Origin of the sequence: Streptomyces sp. NPDC026589, from assembly GCF_040638385.1 — a bacterium.
Taxonomy (GTDB): domain Bacteria; phylum Actinomycetota; class Actinomycetes; order Streptomycetales; family Streptomycetaceae; genus Streptomyces.
On the sequence record NZ_JBEZYG010000005.1, the window covers coordinates 126,524 to 141,793 of the forward strand.

Here is a 15,270-nt window from a genome sequence, read left to right on the forward strand (position 1 = left end):
CGATGAAAACTCCTGACACCGAGCACCCCCGCCCCGGGGCCGCCATCCTGCGTACGGCGCTGCGCCGCAACATCGGCGCCATGGTCGCGGGCACCGTCCTCATGGGCCTGTACCAGGCCGCCGAGACCGCGTTCCCCATCGCGCTCGGACTGATCGTCGAGCACACGATGCAGGACCGCAGCCTCGGCTCGCTCGGCGTCTCGATCGGCTCGCTGGCCGTGATCATCACGACGGTGTCCCTGTCGTGGCGGTTCGGCATGCGCGTGCTGCAGAAGGCCAACACCACCGAGGCACACCGCTGGCGGGTACGGGTGGCCTCCTGCGGACTCCAGCCGGTGGCCAGGGACGTGGACCTCAAGTCCGGCGAGATCCTGACCATCGCGACCGAGGACGCCGACCAGACCGCCGACATCATCGAGGTGGTGCCCCTGCTGATCAGCTCCCTGGTTGCCGTCGCGGTCGCCGCGGTCGCCCTGAGCCTGGCGGACCTCCGGCTGGGGCTGCTGGTGATCGTGGGGACCGTCACGATCCTGACGGTCCTCGCCGTGATGTCCAGGCGGATCGGAGCCAGTACGCAGGAACAGCAGGCCCGGGTGGCCCGGGCAGGCGCCAAGGTCGCCGACCTCATCATCGGGCTGCGCCCGCTCCACGGCTTCGGCGGCAACCACGCCGCCTTCGGCTCCTACCGCAAGGTCAGCACGGACGCGAAACGCCAGGCGATCACCGTCGCCCGGGTGAACGGCGTCTACGCCGGCACCGCGCTCGCCCTCAACGCGGTCCTCGCCGCGGCCGTCTCGCTGACGGCGGGCTGGCTGGCCTTCGAGGGCCGGATCACCATCGGAGAACTCGTCATGGCCGTGGGCCTCGCGCAGTTCATCATGGAACCGCTGAAGATGTTCTCCGAGATGCCCAAGTACGTGATGATCGCCCGTGCCTCGGCCGAGCGCATGGCTCTGGTGCTGACCGCGCCACCCGTGACGACACCGGGCCCCGAGCGCCCGGAGCCCGGCGGAGACCTGGAGGTCGAGGGCCTGCACCACGGGACCCTCCGGGGGGTCGATTTCACCGTCTCGGCAGGAGAGTTCGTGGCGATCGCGGCGTACCAGCCGCGCGCGGCGGCCGACCTCGCCGCCGTCCTCTCGGTGAACGTCGCCCCCCACGCGTACGGGGGAGTGGTGCGGGTCGGCGGCCGGGAGATCGCGGACCTGTCGATCGAGGCGGTCCGCGAACACCTGCTGGTGAATCCCTACGACGGAGAGATCTTCGCCGGCACGCTCCGGACGAACATCGACCCGTCGGGCACCGGTCGGACGATCGAGGCGGCCGTCGAAGCCTCCATGCTCACCGATGTGGTCGCCCTCCACCGCGAGGGGCTCGACTACGCGATCCGCGACCGGGGCGCGAACCTCTCCGGAGGTCAGCGGCAACGGCTCTCCCTGGCCCGCGCGTTGGCCGCCGACACCGACGTGCTGGTCCTGCACGATCCGACGACGGCCGTCGACGCGGTGACGGAACAGCTCATCGCGCGCAACGTCGCGAAGCTGCGCAGGGGCCGGACCACGCTCGTGCTCACCAGCAGTCCGGCGCTCCTGGACGCCGCGGACCGGGTGCTCGTCCTCGACGAGGGCGTCATCACCGCGGAGGACACCCACCGCGATCTCCTCGCCGGCGACGAGGCCTACTGCCGGGCCGTGGCCAGGTGAACCACAGGGCGGTTTCCGGGGTGCGCCCGCGCACGCTCCGGGAACCTCTCAGCCGAGGGCCCAGGCGACGTCCCTGAGCAGGGCGTGCCGCCAGCCCGCCCGGTCGTGCCCGGACGCCGAACGCGACACCCGGACCGTGGCGCCGGCCCGCTCGGTCAGCTTCTCGGTCAGCTCGCAGTGCGGCAGCATCGGGTGCTCGTGCTCGCCCACGTCGAACGCGCACCGCAGCCCCGACAGGTCGGCACCCCGGCGCAGTCGCTCGGCGACGGCTCCGCCGAGGGCCCCGCCCAGCGGATCCGGCGACGCCTCCGTGCCGGGGGCCCACCAGAAGGATCCCGACTGACAGGCGACCCGCGAGACCAGCTCCGGGAACTCCAGAGCCGCGTACAGCGCGCTCAGACCGCCCAGGCTCTGCCCGGCGACCACCAGCCGGTCCAGGCGGGCCGGCACGCCGGACTCGGCGACCAGCGGCAGCAGTTCGTCCCGGACCGCCTCCCACAGCTCGGGGCGGCAGGCGAACTCGGCCTCGCGGTCCTTGGCCGGCAGGAACACGAGGGTCACGGGAGGCATGTCACCGGCGGCGACGGCCGCGTCGAAGGCGGTCACGGCCGGGTGCAGATACAGCCAGTCGTCCCCGTCGAGCAGCAGCACCACCGGACCGCCTCCGCCCGCCGGGTGGACGCGTACGGTCCGCCGTCCGCCGAGCCGGTCGCTGCTCCAGCGGATCCGGGTGCGGGGGAGGGGGAGCACGTCGTCCGAGCCGAGAGCGGGCCAGTGCGGCTGGTCAGGGGCGTCCGGCGTCGCGACGACGGAACGGTCCGCCCCGGCGCCGACCGGGTTGAACGGATCGGCATGGGCCATCTCCCCCGCGAGGACGCGGTAGGTCACCCGCAGCCGCGCGGGCATCCGCACGTCGGCGTACCAGCAGTCCGTACCGCCCCAGCGGCGCAACGGGACGGGCGACGACCAGCTCTCGAAGTCGAGCACGGCCTCGGAACCGCGCCACAGGAAGAGGGTCCGCCACCCGTCGTCGGCGGGGATCGACACGGGCGTACGAGCCGCCGCCCAGAACGCGCCGCTGCCCGGGCGGCCCGGGAGACCGAAGGCGGCGAACGGGTGCTCGTCGATCACCGGACGCATGAGCGTCTCCTTGTGAGAGCGGAAGAGGCGAGGCTGGGCTCCCCCTGGATGAGGTGAGCCTAACCCAGCGGCCCCTAAGGGGTGTTGGCGATCCGGCCCCCGAAGGCCGGCGGTCAGCCCGAGGAGGCCGCGCGCACCATCCGGAGCTGCCCGATCTCCGCGACGTTCTTCATCAGCTCGGCGTTCACCCACGCGGCCATGTGCGCCATGGTGTGGTCCGGCCCCTGCCCCCAGGGAGACGGGGCGGCGGCGTCGAGAGCCGCGTCGTCAAGGCCGTCCAGCACCCCCAGCCATGCCTCCCGCAGCTCCCGCAGCCAGCCGATCGCCCTCTCGGCGTCGCCCGGCCACGCGACGTCCTCGCGGTCCCGGGGCTCGCGGCCCAGGGAGCGCTCGATCGTCGTGCTCCACCACCAGCCGATGTGCCAGCTGAGCCAGCCGATCGTCGGCACCGGGACGGGGTCGGGCTCCGTCTCGGCCCAGTCCGGCATCCACCGGCCGTCGGCTCGCAGGTGCACCGTCCAGCACAACGGCGTCGGCTGCCAGAGGAAGTCCTCGGTGTCGAGCCGCTCCAAGTGGTACTCGAACAGCGACCAGGTCAGATCGAACTGGCGGCGCAGAAGGTCACATCGCGAAGCGTTCACCGGGCGACCCTGACACACCCGTACGCCCCCGGCAACGCGCTTCTCCCGTCGTCCGGGCCGGCCGGCGGGCCCGGACGACGAGACCGGCTGCTAGTACGCGGCGAGCCGTTCCATCAGGGCGGCGCCGCGCGCGAGCGTCTCCTGCTCGTCCTCGTCGAGTTCGAGGTCGATGGCCCGGGCGAGCCAGTCGGCACGGCGGTCGCGCTCCGCCTCCAGCGCCGCCCGCCCCACCTCGGAGAGGTCGACGAGGGACTTGCGGCCGTCCGTCGGGTGCGCCCGGCGGACGACGAGGCCCTGGTCCATGAGGAGTCCGACCGCGCGGGCCATCGACTGGGGGCGCACTCGCTGGTCCGCCGCGAGGTCGCTGGTGGTCATGGCCCCGTCCCGGTCCAGGACGCCCAGAACGGCGACCTGACCGTGCGGGATCCGGTCCTCCTGCTTCACGCGCCGCGCGAGTTTGCCCATGGCGACGCGCAGATCGGCGGCGACGGTGGCGGGTTCCGGGGTGGGCATAGGGCACTTTAACCCGTGATCGGCAGGGGGCCGCGCGGGTGGCCCGCGGAGCGCGCTGGACAGCGCGACTGGACAGCACAACTGAACAGCGAGGCTAAGCAGCCATTCTGAACAGCACATCTGAACAGCACATCTGAACAGCTTTGCTGTAGAGTTGCGTTGTCGCGGCTCGCGCCGGCGTTGTCGCAAGAGTGCCGCGACGTGTGACTTCGGAAGGACCTCGCATGGCCCCCAAGGCAGTTGAGCCCACCGTCATCCAGTCCGTCACCGCTCGCCGGATCATCGACAGCCGTGGCAACCCCACCGTCGAGGCCGACGTCCGCCTCGCCGACGGCTCCCTCGGCCGCGCCGCGGTCCCGTCCGGCGCGTCCACCGGCGCGCGGGAGGCCGTGGAACTGCGCGACGGCGACCCCGGGCAGTGGCACGGCAAGGGGGTCGACCGTGCGGTCGCCCACGTCAACGACGAGATCGCCGCCGCGGTCGTGGGCCGCGACGCGGACGACCAGGCCGGCCTGGATGCCGCGCTCGTCGCGCTCGACGGCACGCCCGGCAAGTCCCGGCTCGGTGCGAACGCGATTCTCGGGGTCTCCCTCGCCGCCGCGAAAGCCGCAGCGGCGGCCCACCGCCAGCCGCTCTACCGCTATCTCGGTGGCGCCGACGCCCGCCTTCTCCCGCTGCCGATGATGAACATCATCAATGGCGGCGCACACGCCGACAATCCGCTGGACTTCCAGGAGTTCATGATCGCGCCGGTGGGCGCGAAGACCTTCGCGGAAGCCGTCCGCATGGGCTCCGAGATCTTCCACACCCTGCGACGCGACCTGCTCGCCGCCGGACACGCCACCGGCGTCGGCGACGAAGGCGGCTTCGCACCCGCGCTGCGCACGGCCGAGGAGGCGCTCGACTTCGTCATGAGCGCCGTCGAACGCACCGGGTACCGTCCCGGCGAGGACGTCGGCCTCATCATGGACCCGGCCTCGTCGGAGTTCTTCCGCGACGGCGCGTACGAGTACGCGGGCGAGGGGGTGCGCCGCACGCCCTCCGAACAGGTCGACTACCTGGTCAAGCTGATCGACTCCTACCCGATCGTCTCCATCGAGGACCCGATGGCCGAGGACGACATGGACGGCTGGCGCGAGCTGACCGCCCGCGTCGGTCAACGCTGCCAGCTCACCGGCGACGACGTGTTCTGCACCGACGAGGCGCAGGTGCGCGAGGGGATCCGTACCGGCGTCGGCAACTCGGTCCTGGTGAAGGTCAACCAGATCGGGACCCTGACCGAAGCCCTCGCCACGGTCGCCACCGCGCGTCGTGCGGGCTGGAGCGCCGTGATGTCCCACCGCTCCGGCGAGACGGAGGACACCACGATCGCGGACCTGGCGGTCGCGACCGGCTGCGGTCAGATCAAGACCGGCTCACTGTCCCGCTCCGACCGCACGGCCAAGTACAACCAGCTGATCCGGATCGAGGAGGAGTTGGGCGAGTCGGCGCGGTACGCGGGCGGGGCGCTGCTGTCCCGCTCCCGATAGCCGGGCGGGGATTCCGGGCCGTGGGGGCGACCCCGCCGCCCGGGGTGCCCCTGCGGGCGCTTCGCAGAGCCGTCGCTCAGGCGCCCCCGCGCGGCGCGTACAGGATCCACAGCGGACCTTCGGCGAGATCGACGCGCTGTCCGTCGGGGGTGGTGTACACCGTGTCCGCGCCGGCCGCGCTCCGTGCCCACCGGGCCTCGTACGCCCGGCCGTCCCGCAGGACGACCGCGCTTCCCGAACCCACGGTCTCGGTGAACGGGCTGGTGCTCCCGGACCGGTCACGGAAGTCCGACGGCCGTACGGTCACGTCCTGGACGAGGACCGTCCCGGCCCCGAGCCGTCCGCCCTCGGCGGTGCGGGCGGGGGAGCCGTCCAGGGAGACGAGCCACCGCTCGTGTTGCGCGGACCAGGTGAAGGTCACGGACGCGGACGGATAGCGAACCGTGCGGCTGTCCTCCGGCTCCCCGCCGGGAGGCGGCGCGCCGACCGCGAGCCCCAGCTCCTCGACGGCGCTCACACCGGAGGCCTCGAACGGGATCCGCTCCGGCCGCAGATAGAGATTGTGCGGCGCGGGCCGGTCCGGACCCCGGAAGTACGCCCCCGGCGCCTTCGAGGGCGGCACGGGGTCCAGCGGCGCACGGTCGATGACCGGCAGCAGCCTGCTCTGGGCCCCCGAGAAGGCCAGCGTCGGCCGGTCGAACTGTCGCAGCAGCTCCAGATCGGTCTCCCGCGCGCTGCGTACCGGCCCGATGACCGGCGGCAGAGCGGAGGAGTACACGGCGAGGATCCGGCTCAGGCCGGCCTCCACCTGCTCGACGTAGACGATGTCGGCCCGCTCCAGACCGGTGTGGGGACGTGCGGGCGCCACGTTGTCGATCTTCACGGCGAGTACGTCGGCCCGGCCCGTGCCGGAAGGAGAGCTGCTGCGGGGCGAGGACGACGAACCGTCGCCGCCCGTGCACGCGGCCGCGACGAGCAGCACGAGCGCGGTGAACAGCACTGCGGCCGAGGTCCTGACTCCGGCTGCGGACATGGCGACCGCCCTTCCGGGGCGTCGGCCGGCGGCGTCGGCGCAACGCCGTCGTGTCGCGGCCCCTCATCCATCATCACGCATCCGGCGGCGGCATGGTTGCGCGACCGCCGGTCCCGAGCGGAAACGGCCCGAACGGCCCCGAACGGCGGCGCAGCGCACAGGCGCCCGCGTACGGTCGGCCGACTTGGCCGGAACTGCTCTGCGCCGCGCCCCTGATTCCGCTTCCGTGGGGGCGGATCGCTCTCTACGGTTGCACCAGTGACGGGTTGTGCACCCGTACCGGCACGACAGGTGAGGCGGAGGGGGTTCGGTGGAAGCCGAGTTGACGGCACTGGCGGCATCGGGGGCGACGGCCTTCGTGGGCCTGATGGTGACGGAGGCCTGGACGCAGGCGCGCGGGCGGGTGGCCCGGTTCCTGGCGCGGGGCGACGACGTCGACGCGATCGACGCGGAGTTGGAGGAGTCCCGTGAGGAGCTGACGGCCGCACGCGCCGCCGCCGACGACGAAGCGGTCGCCGATGTCGAGGAGGAGTGGCGCATCAGGCTTCGCCGCGCCCTGCGCGCCAACCCGGAGGCGGCGGACGAGCTGCGGACCCTGCTCGAGGAACTGTCCCCCCTCGGGCCGGCCGGCCCCGCGGTGTCCGTTACGAACAGCATCAGCGGAGGAACCCAGAACGGCCCGGTGTTCCAGGGGCAGACGTTCTCCGCCCTGACGTTCAACAGCGGTCGCAGCGCCGATGCCCCGGAGCAGCGGCCGGGCACGGCATGACGACCGGGGACGCGGGCGGCCCCGATCGGACGGTCGCGTGCAACGAGCTGTCCGGCATGGTCAACGGCCCGGTCGTGCAGGCCGGCACGATCCACGGCGGCATCACTTTCCACGTCGAGCCGGCCGCCCCGGCCGGGGAGCGGACCGCCCCCGACGAGATCCCGCCACTGACCGTGCGATTCCGGAACCGGGACCGGATGCTCGACCTGCTCGACGGCTGGTTCGGTCCCGACCCCGAAGGCGCGAGCGTCGGATTCGCCGCGCTGTACGGACTGCCGGGCGTCGGGAAGACCACCTTGGTCTCCCGCTGGGCGGAACGGGGACGGGAGCGGTTTCCCGACGGGCAGATCTACGTGGACTTCGCCACCCTGCGGGGAGGGACGGCCGGCGCCGACGTCTCCGAGGCCGCGTGGGGCTGCCTGAAGTCCTTGGGTGTCGACGCGGCGTACATCCCCACCACGCTCGCCGACCGGACCCGTCTCCTGCGGACCCGGACGGCGGGTAAACGCCTGCTGGTCTTCCTGGACAACATCTCCGACCCCGCCCACGCGGCCGCGCTCCTGCCGAAGGGCAGGGGCAGTGTGCTGCTGGTGGTGAGCGGTTCGCGGCTGGGGGAACTCGCCATGGACGGCGCGCGGATGATGCCGGTGGAGCCGCTCGACCGCGAGAGCAGCCTGCAGGTTCTCGCCGATCGGTGCGGAGCCGAGACCGTCGCGGCGGACCCGGACGCGGCGGACGACGTGGTGCGGCACTGTGGCGGGCTGCCGGTGGCGTTGCACGTGGCCGCCGCCCGGCTGACGACGGAGACACGCCTCACCCTCGCGGGGCTGGCGGTGGAGTTGGCCGACGAACTGCGGCGACTGGCAGGAATGTCCTTGGGAAGGGAGCGGTCCGTGGCCGCCGCGTTCGACCTCGCCTACCGTGAACTCGCCCCGGAGCCGGCCCGGCTCTACCGCCTGATGGGCTGGTACCCGGGAGCCACCTTCGACGCGGGAGTCGCCGCGGTGGCGGCGGGCCTGGACCCGCGACGCACCGCGGACGCGCTGGACGCGCTGACCCGGGCCAGTCTGCTGGAGGAGACCCCGGACGGGCGCTTCCGTTTCCACGACCTCGTACGACTGCACGCCGGTGAACGCGCGGCGGAGGAAGAGACGCCGGAGGAGCGACCCGCTCTCGTACGGCGCGTGACGCTGCACTATCTGGCCCTCACCGCGCTCGCCGACCGGGCCGTCCGGCTGGACCGGCTGCGGATCGCCGAGCTCACGCGCCTGCTCGCCGACGTTCCCGACCCCTTCGCGGCCGAGGGCGGCCCGGAGCCGTTGGAGTGGCTGGAGGCCGAGCACCACAACATCCTCGGCGTGCTGCGGGCCGGCGCGCGCGAGGAGACGCTGCACACGGAGGTCTGGCAGCTCGCCGAGGCCTTCACTGCCCTGTTCCTCCACCACCGGCACCTCGGCGACTGGCGGGAATCGCTCGAACTCGGCGCGACCGCCGCAGCGGAGGCCATGGTCCCGGCCGCCGAGGCACGACTGCGCAGCCTGTTGTCGCGCCCGCTGATGGACCTGGGTGAGTACGGGGCCGCCCGGCGTGAGCTCGACACCGCCCAGGCCTGCGCCGAGGTATCGGATCATCTGGTCGTCCGCGCCTCCGTACAGGAGTTCTCCGGACGCTACTGGGACCGCATCGACCCCGCCAGGGCCATGGCGGCCTACAGGAGCGCGCTCGAGCTCAACACGGCGGCGAAGGAGGGCCGCGGCGCTGCCATAGCCTCCTACTTCCTCGGCTGTGCCCAGGACGCCGCGGGAGACTCCCGTGAGGCTCTGGACACCCTGCGCGGGGCCCACGAACAGCTCACCGCACGCGAGGACCTGAGGATGGCGGCGAGGGTCCGGATGGCCATCGGCCTGGCCCACGACCACCTCGACGAGACGCAGGAGGCGATCGCCGCACTCAGCGAAGCCGCCGAGGTCCTTCGTGCGCAGGAGGCGACCCACTACGAGGCGCAGGCTCTCGTGGCTCTGGCGGACATTCAGGAACGCTCGCAGGACGACCCCCGCGAGGTGCGAGCCCGTCGTGCGCGAGCCCTGGAGATCTACGAGGCCGGTGGCAGCCCTCAGGCGGAAGAGCTTCGGGAGCGCCTGGAGGAAGGGCGGGAACAAGGACCGGGGGAAGAGCCGACGGCCGGTTGACGTACGGCGGGCGGGTACTCACGCACAGTTTCGCTCAGTCCGCGCCGAAGCCCGGTGACGGTGCGTGCAGTCGCAGGGACACGTCCTCGTCGCGCGCACCGATGCGCAGGGTCACGAGCACGCCGTCCAGGGGAGCGGCTGCGCGCAGCAGTGAGTAGACGACCGCGGCGGTCGGGCCCGGGTCCGCCGGTGTCCCGGTCGTGGACGCCTCCACGATCCTGCCGTCGCGCATCCCCACCAGACAGCCCCCACCACTCAGAGCGGTCGCCGCGAGACGGCATCCCGGCAGACGCGCCAAGGCATCCTCGATCCACCGGAACGCAGCCGTGGAGGAAGGAGCCGGATCTCCGCGCAGTAGTACGGAAGCGCTCTCCACCAGTCTCCGGTCCCGCTCGCGCTCGTCGCAGGCGAGATGACGGAAGCGTCCGACGGTCTCGTCCTCGCCCTCGCCCTCGTTTCTGTGCACGCCTCCGTACGGTGCTACCGCCGCAGGCCGTCGGCGTACGGTGACGGTGTCCGGTTCCGCACTCGGGTTGACGGTGCTGATGACCGTCCAGGCGGTCACTGCCGCTCCGGTCGCCTCGGGCTCGCCCAGATACAGCGCGGGCGGGGGAGCGGGCATGGGTTCCGTGAGGTCCAGCAGGTGATAGAGCGCGGTGCGCAGCCGGGCCAGGGCTTGCCCCGGCCGGTCGAACGCTCCCGCGGCGATCGCGGCGAAGCGGTCCGGGGCCTGTCCCGCCAGGGCGGACGTGATCTGTTCACGTACGTCACCGAGGGCGTTCAGACGGGGCGCGGCCCGCCCGAGGTCGGCTGCGGCGGTGCCGTCGACGGCCTCGCTGCCGAAGGCCCCGAGCAGTACAGGCTTGCCGAGCGCCGCCCCGTACAGCGTCACCGAGCCGTGATCGCCCACCACGACGTCCGCCGCGACCAGCGCGGGCCGCCAGGCGTGAATGTGCGGGATGAGCATCAGCCCGGCTTCCAGGGCCGGGGCCAGGACGGTGCGGATCTGCCAGGAACCGTGGCCGGACCAGACGTTGGGGTGAACGATCGCCGCGACCCGGAACTCGTCGTACGGGAGTGCGGCCAGGACCCGGGCCGCCAGGTCCGGGTCCTGGCCGATCAGTGAGGTGCGACCCCAGGTGGAGCTGAGCACCACGAGCCGGTGACCGGCGGGAACTCCGAGCGCCTGCCGGTACGCGTCCGCCCGCCCGGCGCTGACGAGCAGCTCGTCGTAACAGGGGTCACCCACGAGCAGCGTGCGACCGGCCGCCTTCGGATGGGAAGAGAGCAACTGCCCCTCCTGGCTCGGATGCGAGATCGCCAGCCAGGCGCGTCCGGACTCCAGGAGGCTGTCCGGCACCACTCCGGACAGCCGGTCACGCGGGCCGCGGGAGTCCGGTACCTGCTTCTGGAAGCCGATGCCGTGCGGTAGCACGAGGACCGGGCAGTGTCCCTCGGGCACATCGATGTTCTCGCTGGCCGTGAGGATCAGATCGGGCTCGGCCTGCCGCACCTGAGCCCAGGGGATGATCCTGCAGCCCGCGTCGTGCAGCAGCTCCAGTACTCCGTCGCTGAACGCGGAGGTGGGATCATGGGCGAAGACCACGGTCACCCGTGCGTCCCCGCGCAGCAGGGCGGGCAGGCATTCGAGGACCCGCACGGTCGAGGTCACCGTACGGGCCGCTACGACCAGAGTCTTCTCACCGTGAAAGGTGCTCCACCGTCCGGCGTCGGCGCCGACAGGGACGCGGAGGGGCTGGCTAGCGCGCATGGCCACCCCGAAAGGCTACGGGTACACGGCCCTGACGCGGCTCGCGGCTCGCGGCTCGCGGCTCGCGGCTCGCGGCTCGCGGCTCGCGGCTCGCGGCCATCGTCGATGTATCGCATCTCAAACGGTGCTGCAACCCTCTCAGGGTTCGAACCGGGGCACATGGCGGTCATATTGTACGGGAATCATCAGTGGCCAGGTTGTGGGTCAGGGAGATCGGACGGCCACCCCGCCCGCCGCCCTCACGCTCCCGCGGTGAGCTCCCCCCGGCACACCGGGCACCGTTCCCTGCCGTCCCAGGCGTCCCACCCGAAGGACGCGGGCGAGAACGTCCGGTCCTTCAGTTCGGCGCGCACCGCCACCCGGTAGGCCCACACCATGTCGAGGTAGGGGTGGTAGGCGTCGTGGAAGGCCGACGAGGTGTGAGTGGCGCCGGTGCCCACGACGTGCTGGACGGCGCGCAGCTGCTGGAACATCGCCTGTCCTGCGCCGGCCACGTCGGCGGAGGCGTCGATGAAGAAGCGCTCGCGCACCTCGTGGACGGCCGCTTCGTCGAGTGCCGCACGGGCGGCCAGGTCCGGGTCGACCGTTGGATCCTGCGCCTGGGCTATGCCGCGCAGCCGGGTGTGGCATCTCCCGACGGCGGCGATGAACTCGATGTACACCGCGCGCCGTCGCTCCTCGGCCCCGCGGTCCTTCTCATGGCGCTGGCGCAGGCGGTCGGCCAGCACGGTGCCCGATATGGCGATGAAACCGCCGCTCGCCGTCGCGAGAAGCGTGCCCCAGTCCATCGTTGTTCCCCCCGGAAACGATCACGGTCTCTTCGCCCCCGAATCTATCCCCGCCGGCGCCCCGCCGCCCGGTTTCCAGGAAGCGGGGCTTGCGGGCGGCCCCTGGCGGCAGGGCTCCTGATGGATGGCCTGGTCCAGACCTCTTGACCGAAGGTCTGGACCATTCTACGGTTTGGCAGGGTCACGACATAGGGCGGGGCGGGGCGAACCTTTCGCCGCGTCGGCGGCGGACCCGGGCTGGAAGGACGTACGGATCATGGGTCGTACCTCACGACTGCTGGGCCTCGGCCTGGCCGCGGCGCTCGTCGTACCGATGCTGGTCGGAGCCGCGCCGCCGAGGGCCGCGGAGACGAGCAGCGCGGCCGCCGAGACCTGCGCGGTCAAGTCGAAGCCCACGGGCAAGGTGCTCCAGGGGTACTGGGAGAACTGGGACGGGGCGGCCAACGGCGTGCACCCGCCGCTCGGCTGGATCCCGATCACCGACTCCCGCATCACCCAGCACGGCTACAACGTCATCAACGCGGCCTTCCCCGTCATCCGCTCCGACGGCACCGTCCTCTGGGAGGACGGCATGGACAACACCGTCAAGGTCGCCACCCCGGCGGAGATGTGCCAGGCCAAGGCCTCCGGGCTCACCACCCTCATGTCGATCGGCGGAGCCGCGGCAGGGATCGACCTCAGCTCCAGCAAGGTGGCCGACCGGTTCGTCCAGACGATCGTCCCGATCCTGAAGAAGTACAACTTCGACGGCATCGACATCGACATCGAGACCGGCCTCGTCGGCAGCGGCAACATCAACCAGCTGTCCGCGTCGCAGTCCAACCTCATCCGCATCATCGACGGCGTCCTCGCCGCGATGCCGCCGAACTTCGGCCTCACCATGGCCCCCGAGACGGCGTACGTCACCGGCGGCAGCGTCGTCTACGGCTCGATCTGGGGCTCGTACCTGCCCATCATCAAGAAGTACGCCGACAACGGCCGCCTGTGGTGGCTGAACATGCAGTACTACAACGGCAGCATGTACGGCTGCTCCGGCGACTCCTACTCCGCCGGCACCGTCGCGGGCTTCACCGCCCAGACCGACTGCCTGAACAAGGGGCTGGTCATCCAGGGCACCACCATCAAGGTGCCCTACGACAAGCAGGTCCCCGGCCTCCCCGCCCAGCCCGGCGCCGGCGGCGGCCACATGTCCACCGGGCTCGTCTCGCAGGCCTGGAACCACTACAACGGTTCCCTCAAGGGGCTGATGACCTGGTCCCTGAACTGGGACGGTTCCAGGGGCTGGACCTTCGGTGACAACGTGAGGTCACTCCAGGGCCGTTGAGCCCCCACCCGTATGGTCGCCGCGCCCCCGGTCCGCTCCGGACCGGGGGCGCGACGCCGCTCCGGCCGGGGAGCGACACGAGGAAGGCGTGAACCGGTCGCGCACCGGGACGGCCGGGAGAGCAGAATCGGGTACGGACCGGGGTGATCGTTTCCCCGGTGCGCCGGGCCCGTCTCCCCACGGGCCGGCCGACGACGAAGACGTACGAGGAGCCCCGATGGTGCACGAACGGGCCGGTCACCCGGCGCAGTCCGCAGACCTGGTCGACGTGGCACGGCTGGTGACGGCCTATTACGCCCTCCACCCCGATCCCGCCGAGCCCGCCCAGCGGGTGGCCTTCGGGACCTCCGGCCACCGCGGCTCCGCGTTCGCCGCCGCGTTCAACGAGGACCACATCGCCGCCACCACCCAGGCGATCTGCGACTACCGCGCCCGCCAGGGCACCGACGGCCCCCTGTTCCTCGGCGCGGACACCCACGCGCTGTCCGAGCCCGCCCGGGTCACCGCCCTGGAGGTGCTCGCCGCCAACGGGGCCACCGTCCTCATCGACAGCGAGGACGGCTACACCCCGACCCCCGCCGTCTCGCACGCCATCCTCACGTACAACCGGGGCCGCACCGAGCACCTGGCCGACGGCATCGTGGTCACCCCCTCGCACAACCCGCCCGCCGACGGCGGCTTCAAGTACAACCCGCCGAACGGGGGGCCGGCCGCCTCCGACGCCACGTCGTGGATCCAGGACCGGGCCAACGCCCTGATCGAGGCCGGACTCGGAGTGGTCCGCCGGATGCCGTACGCCCAGGCCCTGGCCGCCGACACCACCCACCGGTACGACTTCCTGACCGCGTACGTCGACGACCTGCCCTCCGCCCTCGACCTCGACGCCGTACGGGACGCGGGCATCCGCATCGGCGCGGACCCGCTCGGCGGCGCGTCCGTCGCCTACTGGGGGCGGATCGCGGAACGCCACCGGATCGACCTCACCGTCGTCAACCCGCTCGCCGACCCCACCTGGCGGTTCATGACGCTCGACTGGGACGGCAGGATCCGCATGGACTGCTCGTCCCCGCACGCCATGGCCTCGCTGATCGCCCAGCGCGACGCGTACGCCATCGCCACCGGGAACGACGCCGACGCCGACCGGCACGGCATCGTCACCCCCGACGGCGGCCTGATGAACCCGAACCACTACCTGGCCGTCGCCATCGACTACCTCTACACCCACCGCGACGGCTGGGCGGCCGGGACCGGCATCGGCAAGACGCTGGTCTCCTCGTCCATGATCGACCGGGTCGCCCACGACCTCGGCCGCACCCTGGTGGAGGTCCCGGTCGGCTTCAAGTGGTTCGTCGACGGCCTCTACGACGGCAGCCTCGGCTTCGGCGGCGAGGAGTCCGCCGGGGCTTCCTTCCTGCGCCGCGACGGGCGGGTCTGGACCACGGACAAGGACGGCATCCTGCTGGCCCTCCTCGCCTCCGAGATCACCGCCGTCACCGGTTCCACCCCCTCCCAGCACTACGCGCGGCTCACCGGCCGCTTCGGCGACCCGGCGTACGCCCGCGTCGACGCACCCGCCACCCGCGAGGAGAAGGCCGTCCTGGCCCGGCTCTCCCCGCAGCAGGTCAAGGCCGACACCCTGGCCGGAGAACCCGTCACCGCAGTGCTCACCGAGGCGCCCGGCAACGGCGCGGCGATCGGCGGCCTCAAGGTCTGCACCGACAGTGCCTGGTTCGCCGCCCGCCCCTCGGGCACCGAGGACGTCTACAAGGTGTACGCGGAGAGCTTCCAGGGCCCCGGCCACCTCGCCCAGGTCCAGGAGGAGGCCCGGGCGCTGGTCTCCGAGGCGCTGGGCGACGCCTGAGCCCTTCGT

The 15,270-nt window shown here is 72.1% G+C and carries 12 protein-coding genes; 6 read left to right on the top strand and 6 right to left on the bottom strand.

The genetic code is table 11. The features are described from left to right. Positions 1–2: 2 nt before the first annotated feature. Positions 3–1,703: an ABC transporter ATP-binding protein gene (locus tag AB0F29_RS10635; protein ID WP_361869811.1), complete on the top strand. Its 1,701-nt coding sequence runs from the start codon at positions 3–5 to the stop codon at positions 1,701–1,703. Positions 1,704–1,751: 48 nt separating this feature from the next. Here AB0F29_RS10635 and AB0F29_RS10640 read toward each other — a convergent pair whose 3' ends face one another. The 3 genes from AB0F29_RS10640 to AB0F29_RS10650 all read right to left on the bottom strand — a co-directional run bounded on the left by AB0F29_RS10640 (position 1,752) and on the right by AB0F29_RS10650 (position 3,997). Next, positions 1,752–2,843, bottom strand: coding sequence for an alpha/beta hydrolase-fold protein (locus AB0F29_RS10640; protein WP_361869813.1), 1,092 nt, complete (start codon positions 2,841–2,843; stop codon positions 1,752–1,754). A gap of 113 nt (positions 2,844–2,956) precedes the next feature. Then, positions 2,957–3,484, bottom strand: a complete 528-nt coding sequence (locus AB0F29_RS10645) for a DinB family protein (RefSeq protein WP_361869816.1) — start codon at positions 3,482–3,484, stop codon at positions 2,957–2,959. A 90-nt stretch (positions 3,485–3,574) separates the two neighbouring features. Then, a complete protein-coding gene (locus AB0F29_RS10650) occupies positions 3,575–3,997 on the bottom strand; it encodes a MarR family transcriptional regulator (protein WP_018956551.1) in 423 nt (140 codons plus the stop codon). A 224-nt stretch (positions 3,998–4,221) separates the two neighbouring features. On the opposite strand from AB0F29_RS10650, the gene eno reads away from it, so the two are divergent. Further along, a complete protein-coding gene (gene eno, locus AB0F29_RS10655; protein ID WP_361869818.1) occupies positions 4,222–5,526 on the top strand; it encodes a phosphopyruvate hydratase in 1,305 nt (434 codons plus the stop codon). A 76-nt stretch (positions 5,527–5,602) separates the two neighbouring features. Here the strand turns inward: eno and AB0F29_RS10660 are convergent, their stop codons facing one another. Beyond that, the gene (locus AB0F29_RS10660; protein WP_361869821.1) at positions 5,603–6,559 is read right to left on the bottom strand and encodes a DUF3048 domain-containing protein; all 957 of its coding nucleotides are present in this window, start codon (positions 6,557–6,559) and stop codon (positions 5,603–5,605) included. 310 nt (positions 6,560–6,869) lie between these two features. Between AB0F29_RS10660 and AB0F29_RS10665 the strand changes: the two genes are divergently transcribed. Next, the gene (locus AB0F29_RS10665; RefSeq protein ID WP_361869823.1) at positions 6,870–7,328 is read left to right on the top strand and encodes a hypothetical protein; all 459 of its coding nucleotides are present in this window, start codon (positions 6,870–6,872) and stop codon (positions 7,326–7,328) included. Continuing rightward, positions 7,325–9,517: an NB-ARC domain-containing protein gene (locus tag AB0F29_RS10670; RefSeq protein WP_361869826.1), complete on the top strand. Its 2,193-nt coding sequence runs from the start codon at positions 7,325–7,327 to the stop codon at positions 9,515–9,517. Before AB0F29_RS10665 ends, AB0F29_RS10670 begins: the two co-directional genes overlap by 4 nt. Positions 9,518–9,551: 34 nt before the next feature. On the opposite strand, the gene AB0F29_RS10675 is transcribed toward AB0F29_RS10670, so the two are convergent. Together AB0F29_RS10675 and AB0F29_RS10680 are read right to left on the bottom strand one after the other, a co-directional pair. Beyond that, entirely contained in the window at positions 9,552–11,288 is a 1,737-nt protein-coding gene (locus AB0F29_RS10675; RefSeq protein ID WP_361870388.1) for a hypothetical protein, read from the bottom strand. Positions 11,289–11,527: 239 nt separating this feature from the next. Then, on the bottom strand, positions 11,528–12,076 hold the full coding sequence (locus AB0F29_RS10680) for a CchlQ (protein ID WP_361869828.1): 549 nt from the start codon (positions 12,074–12,076) through the stop codon (positions 11,528–11,530). Between the two features lie 256 nt (positions 12,077–12,332). Between AB0F29_RS10680 and AB0F29_RS10685 the strand changes: the two genes are divergently transcribed. Both AB0F29_RS10685 and pgm read left to right on the top strand, forming a co-directional pair. Next, on the top strand, positions 12,333–13,400 hold the full coding sequence (locus AB0F29_RS10685; protein WP_361869831.1) for a chitinase: 1,068 nt from the start codon (positions 12,333–12,335) through the stop codon (positions 13,398–13,400). Between the two features lie 217 nt (positions 13,401–13,617). Further along, positions 13,618–15,261, top strand: a complete 1,644-nt coding sequence (gene pgm, locus AB0F29_RS10690) for a phosphoglucomutase (alpha-D-glucose-1,6-bisphosphate-dependent) (RefSeq protein ID WP_361869832.1) — start codon at positions 13,618–13,620, stop codon at positions 15,259–15,261. Positions 15,262–15,270: the final 9 nt, after the last annotated feature.